The 15,945-nt window shown below is 51.3% G+C and carries 14 protein-coding genes and 1 pseudogene; 6 read left to right on the top strand and 9 right to left on the bottom strand.

What is annotated here, in order from left to right:
* Window positions 1-40 precede the first annotated feature (40 nt).
* From BUB27_RS09300 to BUB27_RS09290, 3 genes are all read right to left on the bottom strand, one after another.
* Window positions 41-2,575, bottom strand: a complete 2,535-nt coding sequence (locus tag BUB27_RS09300; protein WP_143183528.1) for a PEP/pyruvate-binding domain-containing protein — start codon at window positions 2,573-2,575, stop codon at window positions 41-43.
* Complete coding sequence (locus BUB27_RS09295) at window positions 2,572-3,501, bottom strand: UbiA family prenyltransferase (protein ID WP_200797098.1); 930 nt, start codon at window positions 3,499-3,501, stop codon at window positions 2,572-2,574. Before BUB27_RS09295 ends, BUB27_RS09300 begins: the two co-directional genes overlap by 4 nt.
* 87 nt (window positions 3,502-3,588) lie before the next feature.
* Entirely contained in the window at window positions 3,589-4,845 is a 1,257-nt protein-coding gene (locus tag BUB27_RS09290; RefSeq protein WP_143183527.1) for a hydroxymethylglutaryl-CoA reductase, read from the bottom strand.
* A gap of 133 nt (window positions 4,846-4,978) precedes the next feature.
* Between BUB27_RS09290 and BUB27_RS09285 the strand changes: the two genes are divergently transcribed.
* Window positions 4,979-6,220 (top strand): hypothetical protein, encoded by a 1,242-nt coding sequence (locus BUB27_RS09285; protein WP_143183526.1) that lies wholly within the window; start codon window positions 4,979-4,981, stop codon window positions 6,218-6,220.
* A 6-nt stretch (window positions 6,221-6,226) separates the two neighbouring features.
* Here the strand turns inward: BUB27_RS09285 and nadB are convergent, their stop codons facing one another.
* The gene (nadB, locus tag BUB27_RS09280; RefSeq protein ID WP_143183525.1) at window positions 6,227-7,849 is read right to left on the bottom strand and encodes an L-aspartate oxidase; all 1,623 of its coding nucleotides are present in this window, start codon (window positions 7,847-7,849) and stop codon (window positions 6,227-6,229) included.
* A gap of 18 nt (window positions 7,850-7,867) precedes the next feature.
* Window positions 7,868-8,722 (bottom strand): pantoate--beta-alanine ligase, encoded by an 855-nt coding sequence (gene panC / locus BUB27_RS09275; RefSeq protein WP_143183524.1) that lies wholly within the window; start codon window positions 8,720-8,722, stop codon window positions 7,868-7,870.
* Window positions 8,723-8,856: 134 nt separating this feature from the next.
* On the opposite strand from panC, the gene BUB27_RS09270 reads away from it, so the two are divergent.
* From BUB27_RS09270 to BUB27_RS09250, 5 genes are all read left to right on the top strand, one after another.
* The gene (locus BUB27_RS09270; RefSeq protein WP_143183523.1) at window positions 8,857-9,465 is read left to right on the top strand and encodes an OmpH/Skp family outer membrane protein; all 609 of its coding nucleotides are present in this window, start codon (window positions 8,857-8,859) and stop codon (window positions 9,463-9,465) included.
* A 166-nt stretch (window positions 9,466-9,631) separates the two neighbouring features.
* On the top strand, window positions 9,632-10,474 hold the full coding sequence (cdaA, locus tag BUB27_RS09265; RefSeq protein WP_143183522.1) for a diadenylate cyclase CdaA: 843 nt from the start codon (window positions 9,632-9,634) through the stop codon (window positions 10,472-10,474).
* A gap of 136 nt (window positions 10,475-10,610) precedes the next feature.
* Window positions 10,611-11,261 (top strand): dethiobiotin synthase, encoded by a 651-nt coding sequence (gene bioD, locus BUB27_RS09260; protein WP_143183521.1) that lies wholly within the window; start codon window positions 10,611-10,613, stop codon window positions 11,259-11,261.
* Window positions 11,262-11,298: 37 nt separating this feature from the next.
* Window positions 11,299-11,772 carry a GNAT family N-acetyltransferase gene (locus tag BUB27_RS09255; RefSeq protein WP_143183520.1) on the top strand — a complete coding sequence of 158 codons (474 nt, stop codon included), beginning with the start codon at window positions 11,299-11,301 and terminating at the stop codon, window positions 11,770-11,772.
* Window positions 11,773-11,778: 6 nt separating this feature from the next.
* Complete coding sequence (locus BUB27_RS09250) at window positions 11,779-12,453, top strand: ubiquinone/menaquinone biosynthesis methyltransferase (RefSeq protein ID WP_143183519.1); 675 nt, start codon at window positions 11,779-11,781, stop codon at window positions 12,451-12,453.
* On the opposite strand, the gene BUB27_RS09245 is transcribed toward BUB27_RS09250, so the two are convergent.
* The 4 genes and pseudogenes from BUB27_RS09245 to selD all read right to left on the bottom strand — a co-directional run.
* On the bottom strand, window positions 12,450-12,941 hold the full coding sequence (locus tag BUB27_RS09245; protein WP_143183518.1) for a metal-dependent hydrolase: 492 nt from the start codon (window positions 12,939-12,941) through the stop codon (window positions 12,450-12,452). The two genes, BUB27_RS09250 and BUB27_RS09245, sit on opposite strands and share 4 nt — an antisense overlap.
* Window positions 12,942-13,018: 77 nt before the next feature.
* The gene (rplQ, locus tag BUB27_RS09240) at window positions 13,019-13,417 is read right to left on the bottom strand and encodes a 50S ribosomal protein L17 (RefSeq protein ID WP_143183517.1); all 399 of its coding nucleotides are present in this window, start codon (window positions 13,415-13,417) and stop codon (window positions 13,019-13,021) included.
* Window positions 13,418-13,437: 20 nt separating this feature from the next.
* Entirely contained in the window at window positions 13,438-14,565 is a 1,128-nt protein-coding gene (locus BUB27_RS09235; RefSeq protein WP_143183516.1) for a DNA-directed RNA polymerase subunit alpha, read from the bottom strand.
* 165 nt (window positions 14,566-14,730) lie between these two features.
* Window positions 14,731-15,714 (bottom strand): annotated as a pseudogene (gene selD, locus BUB27_RS09230) (selenide, water dikinase SelD); the annotation flags it as partial.
* Window positions 15,715-15,945 lie beyond the last annotated feature (231 nt).

Here is a 15,945-nt window from a genome sequence, read left to right as displayed (position 1 = left end):
GTTACGTTAACTAAAAAGTAAGAGGAGGTCAAAGAGTGAATTATTCCTCTTTCTTGAGCGTTTCCTCCATTTTGATGATGCGAATGGCTCCGGTTCGTCCGTTCATTTCTACCATGTCTCCTGTCTTCAGGACTTTGGTGACATGGGGAATGGAGACGATACAGGGAAGATTGAGCTCTCTGGCAACAATGGCTGAATGGGAGAGCAAACTGCCTCTCTCTACCAATAAACCTGCCGCTGGTGGGAACAAGACGACCCAGCCTGGATCCGTCTGTTGGGCGACGAGAATCTCCCCGGGCAACAAGGTGGCATTCCGGGGATTGGTAACCACTCTTACCCTGCCTTTCACGCTGCCTGGGCAGGCAGGGGTGCCTTCCAGATCCGTAGCGCTGAGATCGGGTTCCTTGAGAGTCGTTTTGAATTCCCTGTATCGATGAGCAGGTCCGCGCGTTTCAAAGCGATCCGGTGGAACAGGGCCAGCGATGGCTTTCTCCAGTGAGGAGCGTCTGGCCTCGACAATATCTCTCAGGGAATGGGCGTCAGTGCTGCCGTCCGTGACACCAAGGATGTCGTCAAGTTTGAGCAGGAAAACATCCTCGGGTTGATCGATGAGGTAGTCTGCGTGGAGACGCTTGCCGATTTCCACCATGATCTTGCGCACTCTGCCGAATAGGCGGGTGCGCTCGAAGCGCAAGTTTTCCCGGTCGCGTACACGGTTACGGGTTTGCTTGAGTATCCAGTTGAAGCGGACTTTCTTGAGCCAAGAGAGTTGCTCAATCTTGCTCGGGCCTCTGGTCACCGGTGGCGTATGACGAGAGGGATTCATGGCTAGCATGCCGATGGAGTTGAGCAATGAGTTGGGGCTGTCCTCGACAGTTGGTGATTCGAGCTTGAGCTCTTCCAGGCAGCGGTCTCCAAAATCTTTCACGTACTGCTCGTACATTTCGTGCAAAGCTGGCATCTTCTCCATGGCCTTGAGCTTCTCTCTGGCCGAGTGCTCAGGGTTTGCCAGGAGTCGGCAGACGTCCTTGTCTTTCTTAGCCAACTGAGCCATCTCAGTAATGCGTCGTGGTGGCTCTGCGCTGATAATATCCCCAGAATCTAGCAAGAGTTCGTTCTGTAGAGAGGCATCATCGAGCCACTTTTCGCATTTCTTGCGCAGGACGCCATAGTAGATCATAGCGAAGAAATCGTTTACGAGCGGGGCATCCCAATGCTTGAGCAGCTGGTTCTCTAAGGTGCGGTAGTGCTCACTAAGTTCGCTCAAGCTCATACTTGTGAGAGACTTGGAGTCAATGTCGAGAGCTGAATTGAGGCGCTTGTAGAATTTGTTAATCTGCCTCTTGAGACCGAAGTGTCTCAAGCCCAGCCCCATCATTGTGCCAGCTAGATCGACCCCGTCTCGAAGGCGGTTGGTTTTGTTAGCGCTGGCGATTCTCTCGACGATTTCCTCGGGCATAGGCTCTTTCACGCCCATCATCTGCTCCATGAATGAGCGGTTGATTTTGAAGCCCGGTAACATGGCTAGTACACGGTACCAGCTGATCAAGTTGTAATAGACCCTTCCATTGATGTGTCCAAGCATCTGAGGAAAGACGTCGTCATTGTCTCTGATCTTACGCTTGGGTACATTGAGTAATCCACAGAACTCCCGGTAAACGTGTTCGTAGATGCGCTTGGCAAAGCTGAAAGTGAGAGGGCTTGTGATGCCTGAATAGGATTCTGCGATGTTACTGTTATCCCAAATAGTCAGAGGGTCTGTGGGGTCAGGGAGAAGATTAAGCGTAGTGATAGGTCTGCTCTGAAGAAGGTAGAGTTTGCCTTTGCTGTACGCCCATTCGATGTCCTGAGGGCAACCGAAATGAGCAGCACATTTACGGGCCAGCTCAGCCACATCTCTGATTTGCGCTTCGCTCAGGCAGGGGATGTCCTGTTGGTCGCTGGGGACCTCTATTGTGGTGTATCCTGTCGAAGAGGATGGGGAGGGAATGTGGAGGATGCTTTTGTGGGCAATCTTGGATTCGATGATGATATCATCAGGGTCTACCTTCCATTGGTCAGCATCAGCGTCACCGGAGACGAGAGCGCTGCCAGTTCCCCAGAGGGCGGACACCACTGCTCTTTGTCTATTCCCAGTAACCGGATCCACACTGAAAGCAACGCCACTCACATCAGGTGTCAGCATGATCTGCACCAGAGCCGTAGGGGCGGTGGCTTTTTCGCTGTTCTGGTTCTCCTGATAGCTTTTAAGGTGCTCAGACTGGTGGGAACTTTGAACATCTTTGATCCGCTGAGGCACCTTCTCAATGGGGACATAGAGATAGGATTCAAACTGCCCGGCAAATGAGTGAGCTTTGCCATCCTCGCACGCGGCGGAGGATCTAACCGCAAAGAAGTCGGCATCCAGTTCACCGATGGCTTGAGGCAGGGCAGCATCGAAATCCGGTTGATAGTCAGTGGTGACAGCGAACCAGTCCGGAATGAGAATGTCTGTCTCTGCCAGTTCAGCGAGAGAAGCTGCTTTTCCTCCCAGGCGCCCAAGATGAGCCTTTGCGTTTTGTTGTGTAATGATCATGGTTGTAATGACCAAAAGGGGAGGAGTCCTAAATTGAGGTATAGGGCTAGGGTCCAGAGTCCTGAGATTGTCTCGAACACTTTACCGCTGCGGTCTGAGCGGTTGAAGCGCACTGAGGCAACCAAGGACACCAATAGCAGAATACCTAGGCTGATGGCAAGCGGGAGAATCCAATTGATGAGATTTGCTGCCAGTATCGCGAATAACAAGGTGCATGTCAGTGAGCCAAGCCAGACAAGGCAGGCTGCTTTCTTGCCCCAAAGCTTGGAATAGGTCGGGACTCCAGCTTCCTCATCTATTGGCTGGCGGAGTTTACGCCCGATCTCGATGACGATTCCGTTGAAGAAACTCGCCGCTAGAAAGAAGGCCAGGCCCAGGTAAGGCTTGTTGCCCGATGGATACCAATGGCAGGCGGTAGCATAGAAATCTACAATGGGCATGATGAGCATGTGAGTCCACAAGTAGGTGATAGGGCGGGCTTTCAACCAGTCGCGTGCGAAGAACTCGACACTCATCAATGACAAGTAAACCCAGCCTATCAGAAGTACGAATACGAGAGGCGGAAAGTAGAGCAAGGCCAGGCCTAGCTGGATGCTGGCTCCCAGGGCAAACAGCCAGCCAAGCTCCCTCAGAGAGATTAAACCTCGAGGCACTGGGCGGTATGGCCGGTATCTAGTATCTTCCTCGATATCCTTGAATTCATCGGCAATCCTGAGTTGTAGGAAAAAGATGAAGCAGGTGATGAAGGCTACCAGAAAAGCCTGCCAAGCAGGAGTGGGGTCTTTGCACAGCATAGCTGAGTAGGCTACCGCTGAGGACGAGAAGGCGATTATAAGGAGCCCATGCTGCAGGACCGGGAAACGTTCCTTTTGATAGATGGACCACTTCCTCAGGAAGCCAGGTTTTTCTGGAGGTACTGTTGTCACGTTGGTGATGATTTTGCCGGAGCTTAACTAAGGAATGAACATCAGGGAAATCACTTCGTTTTTGTGGAGTATCGATTTGAACGATGTTTAGCGGGCGAGTTTGTTGTGGGCTCTGGTGAAATCTCCGGTGGCCAGTGCTGCGATGATTGAAAGCTCACCTGCCAGAACGAGAGAAGCGGTAACTTCGGATAAGGCATTGCTTTTATCTGTTCCATATAAGCCCATCAGCTCAAGAGCTGCCTTTTGTGAGGGAAGGCCAGTACCTCCGCCGACGGTGCCGAGCATGATATTGGGTAGGGTAACACTGGCGTAGAGGGCGCCATCATCCGCCTGCTCGAAGCGTGTGATCCCTGTGGCGGATTCCGCCACGCAGGCGGCGTCTTGCCCGGTGGCTATGTAGAGAGCCGCGAGACCGTTGGCGAAGTGGCCTTGTACACCGATCGTTCCGCTGAGCACTCCGCCAATCGCCGACATGCGCCAGTAATCAATCATTTGACGCGGAGTCGCATGGACGACTTTCTGGAGGATTTCCGCAGGAATGATGGCTTCCGCGGTCACTTTGCGTCCTCTAACCGAAGTGTAGGCTTGGGCACTGGCTTTCTTGTCTCCGGAGAGATTGCCCTCTACATAGCATTGAAGCGGTGCTACAGGGGAATGTGCCTGAATGTAATCGCAAATGGCTTGGGTGGCGATGGTTACCATGTTCTGGCCGGAAGCATCACCAGTGGTGAACTCAAAGTTCAGATAGACATGGTTACCCTCCAGTGTAGTGCCCACGTCGACGAGTTTGCCGTGACTGGTGGTTGTGGAGGCGATTTGCTGGAAAGTTTCGAAGTGCTCCATGGCCCAGGCGACGAAGAGTCCAGCGCCTCGCATGGACTCAAAGGCATAGGCCGGAGCCCGGTTGACGGCCTGATAGAGCATCATGGCTGTAGCTCCACCGGATAAGGAAAGCAAGGTGCAACCGCGATGATAACTCGCTACGAGCGCGGCTTCTGAAGTGGCCAGAGGTATGGGGTAGTCGCCTTGGGCAAACAGACCGTTTACCCGCAAGGGCCCGGCGATGCCCAAGGGGATTTTGGTGGATCCAATACAGTTCTCAATGTTGCCCTGAAAACTTTCCAGCTTCTCGGCAGTCCAGGTGTCCAATAGGTCGGGGCTCGCTTCTTGACCGATTTGTTTCCACAGCTTCTCGGTTCTGTGGGCGTTTACTTTGGCCAGAGGGAGAAATGGGATTGGCTTCGGTTCAAACTTGGGTTCGAGCTGTTTGTCCAAGCTCTCCACGGAATTGTTAGAAAACAGTTTTTCAAGGTGGATATTCGTGAGCGATCGTTTTCCAGACATACCGAATGAAGTTAGAGTGTAAATCGGTGGAGATCGAGTCTGTAATTTAGCCACGACTGAAATGTAAAGAGTCGGTAAACTGGGCAGATCGAACTAGCACGCATTCAGGGTTTAATGTCATCATGTCAGGGTTATGAAAACGATATCGAAGTGTATGTTGTCGGTTTGCTTCACCGCCATCGCGGGTCAGTCACAAGCACATGAACTACATGAGTGGGGGACTTTCACCACAGTCAGTGGAAGTGATGGGGTCATGCTAGCAGGGCTCCAGGTGGAGGAGGAATACCTTCCCTATTTTGTGGGAGGGCATCAGAATCTAAATCCTCGCGCTTTCAAGGGCTTGATGAGGCCGGTGAGGAATGTCAGGGTGAAAATGGAAACTCCTGTAATCTATTTTTACGGGGACAAACGTGAGAAGGTCTCTGTTCACGTTGGCTTCAATGGAGGGACGGTCAGTCAATGGTTTCCTCCACGAACATCAGGAGATACGCCTCCTAAGATGGTGAAACTTCGTCCAGAGGAAAGAGGCAAGGTCGCTCCTGTGGCGTTTCCCGCAATCAATCCTAGTGCTCCCATGGCTTTTCCTATGGGCGGATACAAAGCTTGGGATTTTGAGGAGGAGTACAAGGGTTTCATTCATTGGGATACTGAGATTATTCCGCGTAATGAGGTGGACAGCTCCAAGTATTTCCGTACGGGAGAGACACCGAACTGGATCTATCCTCAGGTACCTCACTCGAATATCGTCAAGGTAGGCGAAGTCTATGAGCAGTACCTGTTTTATCGAGGGCTTGGTAATTTCACACTGCCTTTGACGCTCTCAGTGGATTCGGCGGAGACCTTGTCTATGGACTTCAAAGGGAGTCAAAATATCCCCTTTGCACTGGCGTATGAACGAGTTGCTGGAAAAGTACGCTACAAAGTCTTCGCAGAGGGGCTTGAGATGAATAGCCACACAGAGATCAGCCAGAGTAATGGCTGGACTGAAATGGACCTCTCACCTGAGTCTAACCAGATTATCTACCGGGAAATGAGAGATGGTCTCATGGCTCAGGGGCTCAATCAACATGAGGCGGACGGCATGGTGAAGACCTGGTGGAATAGCTATTTTGGCCATGATGGACTACGGGTGTTCTGGGTGCTGCCGGAGAACGAGGTGGAAAGAATTCTTCCCATGAAGGTGAGCCCTGAGCCGGAGAAGAAAGTGAGGGTGATCGTGGGGCGCAGCGAAGTACTGAGGCCTAGCTTTGAGAAGCAACTTCTGGCTCAGCACGCCGCGGCGGAAGAGAAGAAGCAGTTGCCACATTATTCCGGCAGATACTACGAAGCCTACACCGAGAGGGTGCAGGCTTTAAAGAAAGTCACTAAAAAGTAAGGAAGATTAAAACCTCCTGAGCTCCGTGTCGTGGAGGTAATGATCATCTCTCTCGGGGTAATCCAAAGTGTAGTGGATGCCCCGGGATTCTTTGCGTCTGATAGCACAGTCGACAACAAGCGCACTCACGGTTACCAGGTTGCGCAATTCGAGGATGTCTGAGTTGACCCGGTGTCCCCAGTAGAACTCGCGGACTTCCTTACGCAGGTTACGTAGGCGGCGTGAGGCTCGCTGCAGACGGTTGTCTGTACGTACGATGGAAACGTAGTTCCACATCAGACGCCGGATCTCATCCCAGTTGTGAGAAATGAGAACTTGTTCGTGAGGAGGAGTGGTGTCTCCATGTTCCCATTTTGGGATGCTTGGAGGTTGTGGAGCTTCTTTTTCCAGTGGATAGCTCTTGATCATGGCGTCAACGGCCCGGCGTGCTACCGCATTGCCTTCCAGAAGTGAGTTGGAGGCCAATCGGTTGGCTCCGTGAAGACCTGTACAAGCCACCTCGCCGATCGCGTACAAACCGCGGATAGTGGTGCGGCCATTGACATCGGTTACCACGCCTCCGCACTGATAGTGGGCAGCAGGAACAACAGGGATGGGATCTTTCTCGCAATCGAGGCCAAATCCCTTGAGCGTGTTATAAATGTGAGGAAAGCGCTCCTGCATGAAGCCCTTAGGCTTATGGGTGACATCTAGATACACGCAGTTAGCACCGGTTTTCTTGATCTCATGGTCGATGGCACGGGCGACAATATCACGTGGAGCGAGCGAGCCACGTGGGTCATGTTCCAAAGTGAAATCTTCTCCCTTGTCATTGATGAGTTTTGCGCCTTCACCACGAACCGCTTCTGAGACTAGGAATGAGCGAGCTTTGGCTCCAGTCGCGGCGGGGTTGTAAAAGCAAGTTGGATGGAACTGTACAAACTCCATGTTGGAGATGGTCGCTCCAGCGCGCCAAGCCATGGCTACACCGTCGCCTGTGGCGCTGTCTGGGTTGGTGGTGTAAAGGTAAACTTTACCACAGCCCCCAGTGGCTAGCACGATACGGTCTGAGCGGAAAATGTGAACGTCGCCTGATGCTTCATCCAAGACGTATGCTCCTAACACTCTGTCTTCAGTGACCACGCCAAGCTTGCCCGTTGTGATGAGGTCGATGGCAAAATGCTCCTCTAGAAGGGTGATATTAGGATCCTCTTTGGCTTGCTCAATGAGTGCGGAAACAATCGCGTAGCCAGTAGTGTCTTTGGAGTGAAGTACTCGACGCTTGGTGTGTCCACCTTCTTTGCCCAAAGCAAACTGAGACGGCTCTTGGTCGTCGTGATCAAAGTGAACGCCGTGGTTCACAAGGTCGTGAATGGTCTCAGTTCCTTCTTCTACTATGGTTCTGACCACGTCCTCTTTGCAAAGGCCGGCACCGGCGTCCAGGGTGTCAGCGATGTGCTTTTCAAAGGTGTCTCCATCTTCCCGCAGTGAAGGCTCTAGCACGGCAGAGATTCCTCCCTGAGCCCACGCCGTGTTGGATTCAATGAGTTGGCCTTTGGTAATGACCGTGACACTGCCGTGTTTCGCCGCTTTCAGGGCAAAGCTGAGACCGGCAATGCCTGTACCAATGACGAGGAAGTCTGAAGTCATGTAGGGATACTGGTATTGTTAGCCTTGAGGCTCAAGCTCGATATTGTCGATAAGTCTGACATCGCCGAAGAAGACAGCCGTCGCTAGCAGGGTGAGTTTGTCGATAGACTCGACTGCCTCCAAAGTCTCGGCATCGACACATTCCAAATAGTCAATGCGTGGAATAGTGCTCACCGCGTTTATCGTATTGAGTGCGATGCTCTTCACGACATCGGCACTTTTCTCTCCGGCATCCACCGCATTGCGCGCTGCAACAAGTGCTTCGCGTATAATCGGTGCCTGCTCTCGGTTCAACTGGGTGAGGCGTACATTGCGAGAGGAGAGTGCTAGTCCATCTTCTTCTCTGACTGTCTCAGCTCCATGGATCGTGACGGGAATATTGAGATCGCGCACCAATCGATGAATGATTGCTAGCTGTTGATAGTCTTTCTTGCCAAAGACCGCATCGGTGGGGCGAAAGAGATTGAAAAGCTTGGCCACGACGGTGCAGACACCATCGAAGTGACCTTCTCGGGTAGCTCCACAGAGGAGTTTGGATAGAGAGGTCTCATGGATGGTGATAGATCTATCCGGGTGATAGACGGATTCGGCTTCTGGTGTGAAAACAATATCGACTCCGAGTTTCTGACAAGCTTCCAAGTCTTTATCCAGGGTACAAGGGTAGGATGCTAAGTCGCTTTCACGATCAAACTGAATGGGGTTCACAAAGATGGATACCGCAACACGGCCATGCGGGCCGGCGATCTCGCGTGCTTTGCGTATCAAGCTGAAATGGCCCTCATGCAGGGCTCCCATGGTGGGTACGAGAACGGTTTTATGCTCTGTAAGTGGCAGAGAATCGTGGAGTTCCTCAATGGTGCAGGCTCTTTTCATAAGAGATGGTCCCGCGAGAATGCTCTCGAATGCCCAAACTATAAAGTAAAAAAGATAAGGGATGGTCGTTGACGAGCTAGGGAATTCTATGCAACTTGGATTCGTTGATCTCAATATAGACAGAGAAAATTCTTATGAAAAACATCCTCAAATCCATCTGCATCGTAGCGGCTTTCGCCATTAGCATCGGTTCAGCGGCAGCTCAGAATCTTAAAATTGCAACTGTGGACATGCAGAAGCTTTTCAACGAGTACCACTTAACCCAAACAACTCAAGAAAAGGTAAAGGTGGACCAAGCGCGCATTCAGCAAGAGAACGGCGAGCGTCTCAAGAAGATCAGAGATCTTCAGGCCAAGATCGAGAACCTCAGCAAGCAGAAGCAGGATCCTACAGTCAGCGACAAGAAGCGTGTTGAGCTTGAGCGTGAAATTCAGATGCGAGTCAGCGAAGGTAATGCTGCCGACAACGAGCGCCGCCAGTGGCTTGCTCGACGCAATAAGGCTCTCAATGAGAACATTGTTGCTGAAATGCGCTCCATTCTCGGTGAGATCAGAGAGAAAGTAGAAGCTCACGCCCGTGAGAATGATTTCGACCTCGTTCTTGATAAGTCTGCACGCAGTGCCAACCAGGTAGAAACTTTCGTCTTCGTTAAAGACAAGTTCGACATCACTGCTCAGCTCCTTGAGACACTCAACAAGAATGCTCCAGCTAAGCCTGCAGAAGGTGACAAGGCTGGTGAATAATTGAGTTCTTTCCCAGATTTAATGACGCCTTCTCCTGTAATCTGGAGAAGGCGTTTTTTATGCTTACAGGTAAGCTTGAGATAAGTCTTTTCAATTCAGTAATCTTATCGTTAGATAATGGGAGTCAGATGCCTTTAAATCATCTGAGGAGCCGGATTAATCCATTATGGACTTTATTCTCAATCACTGGAAAGACGGGATAGAGATTCTCATTCTCTGGGTGGGAATCTACCAAATCTATCGTGCTTTCCGGGCCACGCGAGGAGCCCGCATTTTGGTGGGTATCATCATGATTCTCGCGGTTGTTACCTCGCTTGCTTTCATTCTGGAATTGAGAGTGATCGGCTGGATTTTGATCCACTCTACACTCTGGATTGCCTTTGCCTTGGTGATTATCTTCCAGCCTGAGCTTAGGACGGCATTGGCCAAGCTAGGTAGTAGCCGTCTGTTTTCATTCTCTAAAACTCAGCGGCTGGAGTTCACCGGCGTATTTGCTTCGGCCGTCATTCAGCTTTCCAAGAAGAGGATCGGCGCGCTCTTCGCCTTGGAGCGTGAGATTAGTCTCAAAGAGCACCAGGATACCGGCGTGATTCTAGATGCAGAGTTTTCGCCAGAGCTTGCTCTGACAGTGTTTTTCCCGAAAACTGCCTTGCATGATGGCGGAATGATTTTGTCCCAGGGGCGTATGGCTGCGGCTGGTTGTGTATTCCCAGTGAGTCAAAAAGAGATGAATGACCGCACATTGGGGTTGAGGCACAGGGCGGCTGTTGGTCTGACCGAAGAAACTGATGCTGTAGCCGTAGTTGTCAGTGAGGAGACTGGGGCGATTTCTGTAGCCATTAATGGCGATCTCGAGAGGAATTTGTCTGAAGAGGAGTTCCGTGAAATGCTTGAGGCGATATTCTTACCGGAGGAAAGTCAAGATGATGAAGATGTTCAAGAAACACTGGATAGCGAAGATCACAGCATTGATCCTAGCGATAGCGATCTGGTTTCTGATAAAAGTTGAGCTCAACGATGTTGATTTCAACAGTGGTCCTTCTGCTATTGAGCAGAAGAACAAGTAGGGAGTGTCTCCGCTTGGGAGTATCTTTGCCAACTGGGCTTGCAAATAAGCCCACGATGAGGCATGGCAGGGCTGCACTATGAGCAAGGGACTATTTATCACCGGGACAGATACGGACGCAGGAAAAACCTACGTTAGCTCACTGATTATCAGGGCTCTCAGACAGGAGCGTGTTGATGCTGTGGGCTACAAGCCGATTTGTTGTGGTGATCGCAATGATGCGCTGGAGATGGTGGACGCTAGTGGTGAGGTGCTTACAGCTGATCAGGCTAACCCTATCTGGTTAAAAACGCCGGCTGCGCCGCATGTGGCCGCCATGTTTGAGAACAGCCCGATTGATAAAGAGGTTATTTCAGCTGGCCACAAGGCTCTTGCGGACAAGCACGAGGTAGTGATCACCGAGGGTGTAGGGGGTTGGCTGGTTCCGATTCATGGTATGGAGTTTTCCGTGGCTGAGATGGCCAAGGAGATTGGCCATCCTGTGATCATCGTGGTGGGAAACAAACTTGGTGCGCTGAATCATACTCTGCTCACTGTTGAGGCGATGAGGTCCCGTGGTATCGAGCCTGCGGGCTTGGTGTTTAACAATCTTATTGATGAACTGGATACCGCGACCATCACGAACAAAGGTATTGTAGAAGACATGTGCGGCGTTGAGGTGATTACAGACGTGATTCGAGGTCAGACTGAAATCGAGAGCTGGCCGTTCATGGATCTTTTAGGTTTATAAATTGGCAATACCGCTGAACTTCTCTACATAAGAGGTCATGATAGACATGTTGGTGAACCTATACGAGTTGCCTGATTCTCGTGAGATATACGAGAAAGTCGAGCAACAGGGGATTACTCTCCGCAGAGCTCGTGCTTATGAGAGGCACATTGTAGCCGAATGGGTTGGCCGGCATTTCTCGCCTAAATGGGTGAGTGAGGTGAAAATTGCGTTCTCACGTCAGCCTGTGGCTTGTTTTATCGCCACCAAGGATAAGGAGATTCTGGGGTTTGCCTGCATAGAGACGACAGCAAAAGGCTTCTATGGTCCAACAGGAGTTGGTGAAGCGGCCAGAGGGACAGGGATTGGCAAGGCCTTGTTGTTTATGTGCATGGAGGCCCTGCGTGAAAGTGGTTATGTCTATGGCGTCATCGGTGGTGTGGGGCCGCGTGAGTTCTATGAAAAAGTTTGTGGGGCTACTGAAATACCTAACAGTGACCCGGGAATCTACAGAGACATTTTACCTGGATAAAAATAGATGCAGGATCCTGATTTTGTAAAAAACGCTTTCAGCAAGATCGCTGATCGCTACGTAGTGACGAATCACGTGCTTAGTATGGGCACAGACATTCTCTGGAGAAAGAGAGTGGGGCAGATTGTGATCGAATGGGCACCGGAGAAAATTCTTGATGTAGCTACAGGTACAGGTGATCTGGCTCTTGAGCTGCAGCGTGTGTGTCCTGATGCGGAAGTGGTAGGCTCTGATTTCTGTCCTGAGATGCTGGCTCATGCAGCCAAGCGTGGAGTGGCTCAGACGATGGTCGTGGATGCCATGAATATGCCATTCGGGGGCAATGAGTGTGATGTGTTAACAGTTGCCTTTGGATTGCGAAACATGTCCAGTTATCCGGGTGCACTGCAGGAAATGTGCCGCGTTATCAAGCCTGGTGGTCATCTGCTGGTGCTTGATTTTTCTCTTCCAGGCGGCCTGCTGCGCAAGCCCTATGAGTTCTACTTGAACAATGTTTTGCCAAAGATTGCAGGGTTGCTGACTAGTGAAGAAGGGGCTTACAGTTATTTGGCAGGTTCGATTGGCTCATTTCCAAGTGGAGATGAGATGTGCAAGCTGATAGAGGGTCAGGGTTTTCTAGAAGCGCACTGTGAGCCACTCAGTGGAGGTATTGCCTCCATCTATACGGCTACGAAAGCCTAGTGTTTTACATGGCGCTCTCTACTTTCCATATAGTTAGGGAGTGCTCGGAATAGAAAGTAAGCTACGATACTGAGGGTTAAGTCGATAGGGATCCAGTAGATAAAGCTGATGTAAGTTTTCCCGATGATGTGGCTGCTGAATGGGTAAGCCCATGCGATGCCCCCGGTGATAGCGTCGCAGGCAAGGTGTAGTGCATAGGCTCCTAGTAGCCACGGGATCAGTCTGGGGCGTAGCTTTCTAAACAAGCCTGAGCATAGGACCAATAGCATAGAAAGTGGGAGGAGTACTGCGATGCTGTGAGACCAACTCGTGTAGCGTGCCGCGAGCGTGATGTGCGGGTTGAGGATGTCTGGGGCAGCACCCAATAAAGCGATTAAAAGGATTTCTCTACCGGTGAATAGCTTCTTTCTCTTCACTGGAGCCGCATAGCTTTTATTGCATAAACCTGCAACGATGGCTGGGAGTAGGGCGTGAGTGAGAGTGTTCATCCGACGTGTAAGAGACACAAAAAAGCGCGCCCTGAAAAGGACGCGCTTGAGAGAATTTAAAGTTAACCAGTGGTTAATTATGCATCAGCAGCTTCTTCGCTGGAAACAGCGGCAGCAGCTGGAGTGTCAACCCACTCGATGATTGCCATAGGAGCAGAGTCGGACTGGCGAGCACCAAGCTTGGTGATACGGCAGTAACCACCCTGGCGGTCAGCAGCAGCTGGAGCGATCTCTTCAAAGAGAGTCTTCACAACGTCTTTCTGACGAAGGAATGCAACTGCCTGACGGCGAGCGTGGAGGTCACCGCGCTTACCAAGTGTTACCATTTTCTCAGCAACAGGGCGGAGAGCTTTGGCTTTGGCAAGTGTTGTGCGGATCTTACCGTGCTCGATAAGGCTGCAAGTAAGGTTGGCAAGGAGTGAACGGCGGTGTGCTGCGTCACGCTGCAATTTTACGGTCTTGTTTCGATGTCTCATCGTAATGTATCCTTTCTAGATTATTCGTCGTTGAGGTTTTGCGCGATAAGGTCAGCAAGACCCACCGGTGCTTCTTCCTCGATACCGAGACGTGGAGCCTTAACGGTAGGCACTGGTCCGGTGAGGAGGGATGGATCAAGAGACATGCCGAGGCTGAGGCCGAGCTCAGTGAGCTTGTCTTTGATCTCGTTAAGAGATTTCTTACCGAAGTTACGGTACTTAAGCATCTCTGCTTCTGTCTTCATCGCGAGCTGACCAACGGTGGTGATGTTCGCGTTGTTGAGGCAGTTAGCGGCACGAACTGAGAGTTCGATCTCGTTCACGCTCATGTTGAGAAGCTTCTTAAGTGCTGCGTTCTCTTCGCTCTGTTCTGCAGGTGCAGACTCGAATTCAACGGCATCGTCGTCGTAGTTGACGAATACGTCGAGGTGGTGGCGAAGGATTGCGGAAGCCTGAAGAAGTGCGTCTGCTGGGGAGGTGCGTCCGTCTGTCCAGATGTCGAGCTCGAGCTTGTCGAAGTCAGTCATCTGACCCACACGAGTCTGACCAACAGCGTACTTGACGCGAGTTACAGGTGAGAAGATGGAGTCAATCGCGATCACGCCGATCGGCATGTCTGGGCGCTTGTTCTCGTCACCAGTGTTGAATCCACGGCCTACCTTAACTTCGAATTCGCAATCAAACTTGGTCTTGCGGTCGAGAGTACAGATTACCTGATCCTTGTTGACTACTTCGTAGATGTTGTCGTCCTGGATGTCACCAGCGGTAACAACGCCTTCCTTCTCAACTTTGAGAGTGAGAACACGTGGCTCTTTGTCGTAGTGCTTGAACTTAACCTTCTTGAGGTTGAGGATGATGTCTGTAACGTCCTCAACTACGCCTGGAAGGCTGGAGAATTCGTGCTGACAACCGGCGATACGCACGGATGTGATAGCTGCGCCTTCAAGTGAGGAAAGGAGAACGCGGCGGAGTGAGTTACCAATGGTGTGACCAAATCCACGCTCGAATGGCTCGGCGACGAACTGGGCAAAGGTATCTGTTTCCGTATCTTCGTTCTTAACAAGGCGGTTTGGGAGCTCAAAGCGATCGAGCATCACAGCCTTCTTATCTTCTACTGTTTCTTCTGTATTTGTCGTTTCTTCTGACATGGTGTCTTAGAATTAGTCGGGTTTCCCTCTAGCGAGTGACTGCCTTGCATTGAAAATACAAGGCATAGAGGACCTACGACCGATTGACGGACTCGCGGGGCGGGGAATTAAGGGGAAAGAAAGGCAGATTGCAACAGTAAATTCCAGCAAAATCGGTGACATCCGCTAGCTGCAGAAGATATCATGCGCTTGTTTATTGGTGACTTGGCCTACGATACTGACGCAGAGAGCCTCAGAATTAGCCAAAATATCTAGAGTCTCGGCCTCATTTTCAGGAGGGACGGAGAGCAGTAGGCCGCCAGATGTCTGGGCGTCAGCCATGAGGAGTTTGACGGCTTCTGAGATGTTGTCCCCGAAGTTTACCGAGGGAGCAATATTGAGGAGGTTTTTCTTGCTGCCACCCGGCACGCAATCCTCTTCGATGAACTTCATGACCAGTGGGGATAGGGCTGGGACTGAGTTGGTGTCGATTTCAGCGCTGGTATTGGAGCCCTTCATCATTTCTGCCAGGTGGCCCAGGAAGCCGAAACCGGTGATGTCAGTGCAGCCGTTGACCAGCTTCTTGTCGGCAAGGGTGGCTCCCGATCGGTTAAGTGTTGTCATGGCCTGAATGGCGAGTTCCTGTAGTTCGTCTGGGCAGATGCCTCTCTTGACGGCTGTGCTGATGATTCCTGTGCCGAGTGGCTTGGTGAGTATGAGGGTATCACCAGGTTTGCAGTGGGCATTGGCTAGGAAGTTCTCCGTGTGTACGAGGCCTGTCACCGAGAGTCCGTAGATGGGTTGCGGATTTTTGATGGTGTGGCCGCCTACCAGTGAGCACTGTGCTTCTGCCACCATGTCAGCTCCTCCGCGAAAGACCTCTGCAATGTCTTCATTGCTGAGTAGATCATCCGGCATGCCGGCGATGGCCATGGCGGTGATGGGGCGTCCACCCATGGCGTATACGTCTGATAGGGAGTTGGTGGCTGCGATTCGGCCGAACAGGTAGGGGTCGTCCACGATGGGGGTGAAGAAATCTAGGGTCTGAACTAGAGAGGTTTCGTCATTCAGGCGATAGACGCCTGCATCGTCGGCTGTAGATGAGCCTACGAGTAAGTTCGGGTCTGGATATTGCGGCAATCCACGCAGAACCTGCGAGAGTGACGCTGGATCTAGTTTGGAGGCTCATCCACCGCAGGATGCCATGGTGGTGAGTCTTTTAATGTCTTCGCGGCTCATCAGAGCTTAGTTTATTATGATAGTTAAAAGTTGCGAGCGATATTGATTGCTTTTTTTCTGTGTGGCTGGTTTGAGTAGTTTTAAGCAGCTACTAGTAAACCCAAATTGGTAAGATGTCGGAAATTGAGACGAAAGAGATAGTGTGTAAGGCCTCCAGCTGGA

It is taken from the genome of Rubritalea squalenifaciens DSM 18772, assembly GCF_900141815.1.
GTDB classification, from domain to species: domain Bacteria; phylum Verrucomicrobiota; class Verrucomicrobiia; order Verrucomicrobiales; family Akkermansiaceae; genus Rubritalea; species Rubritalea squalenifaciens.
The sequence above is the reverse complement of the archived record's forward strand: the minus strand, read 5'-3'. Positions and strand labels throughout refer to the sequence as shown.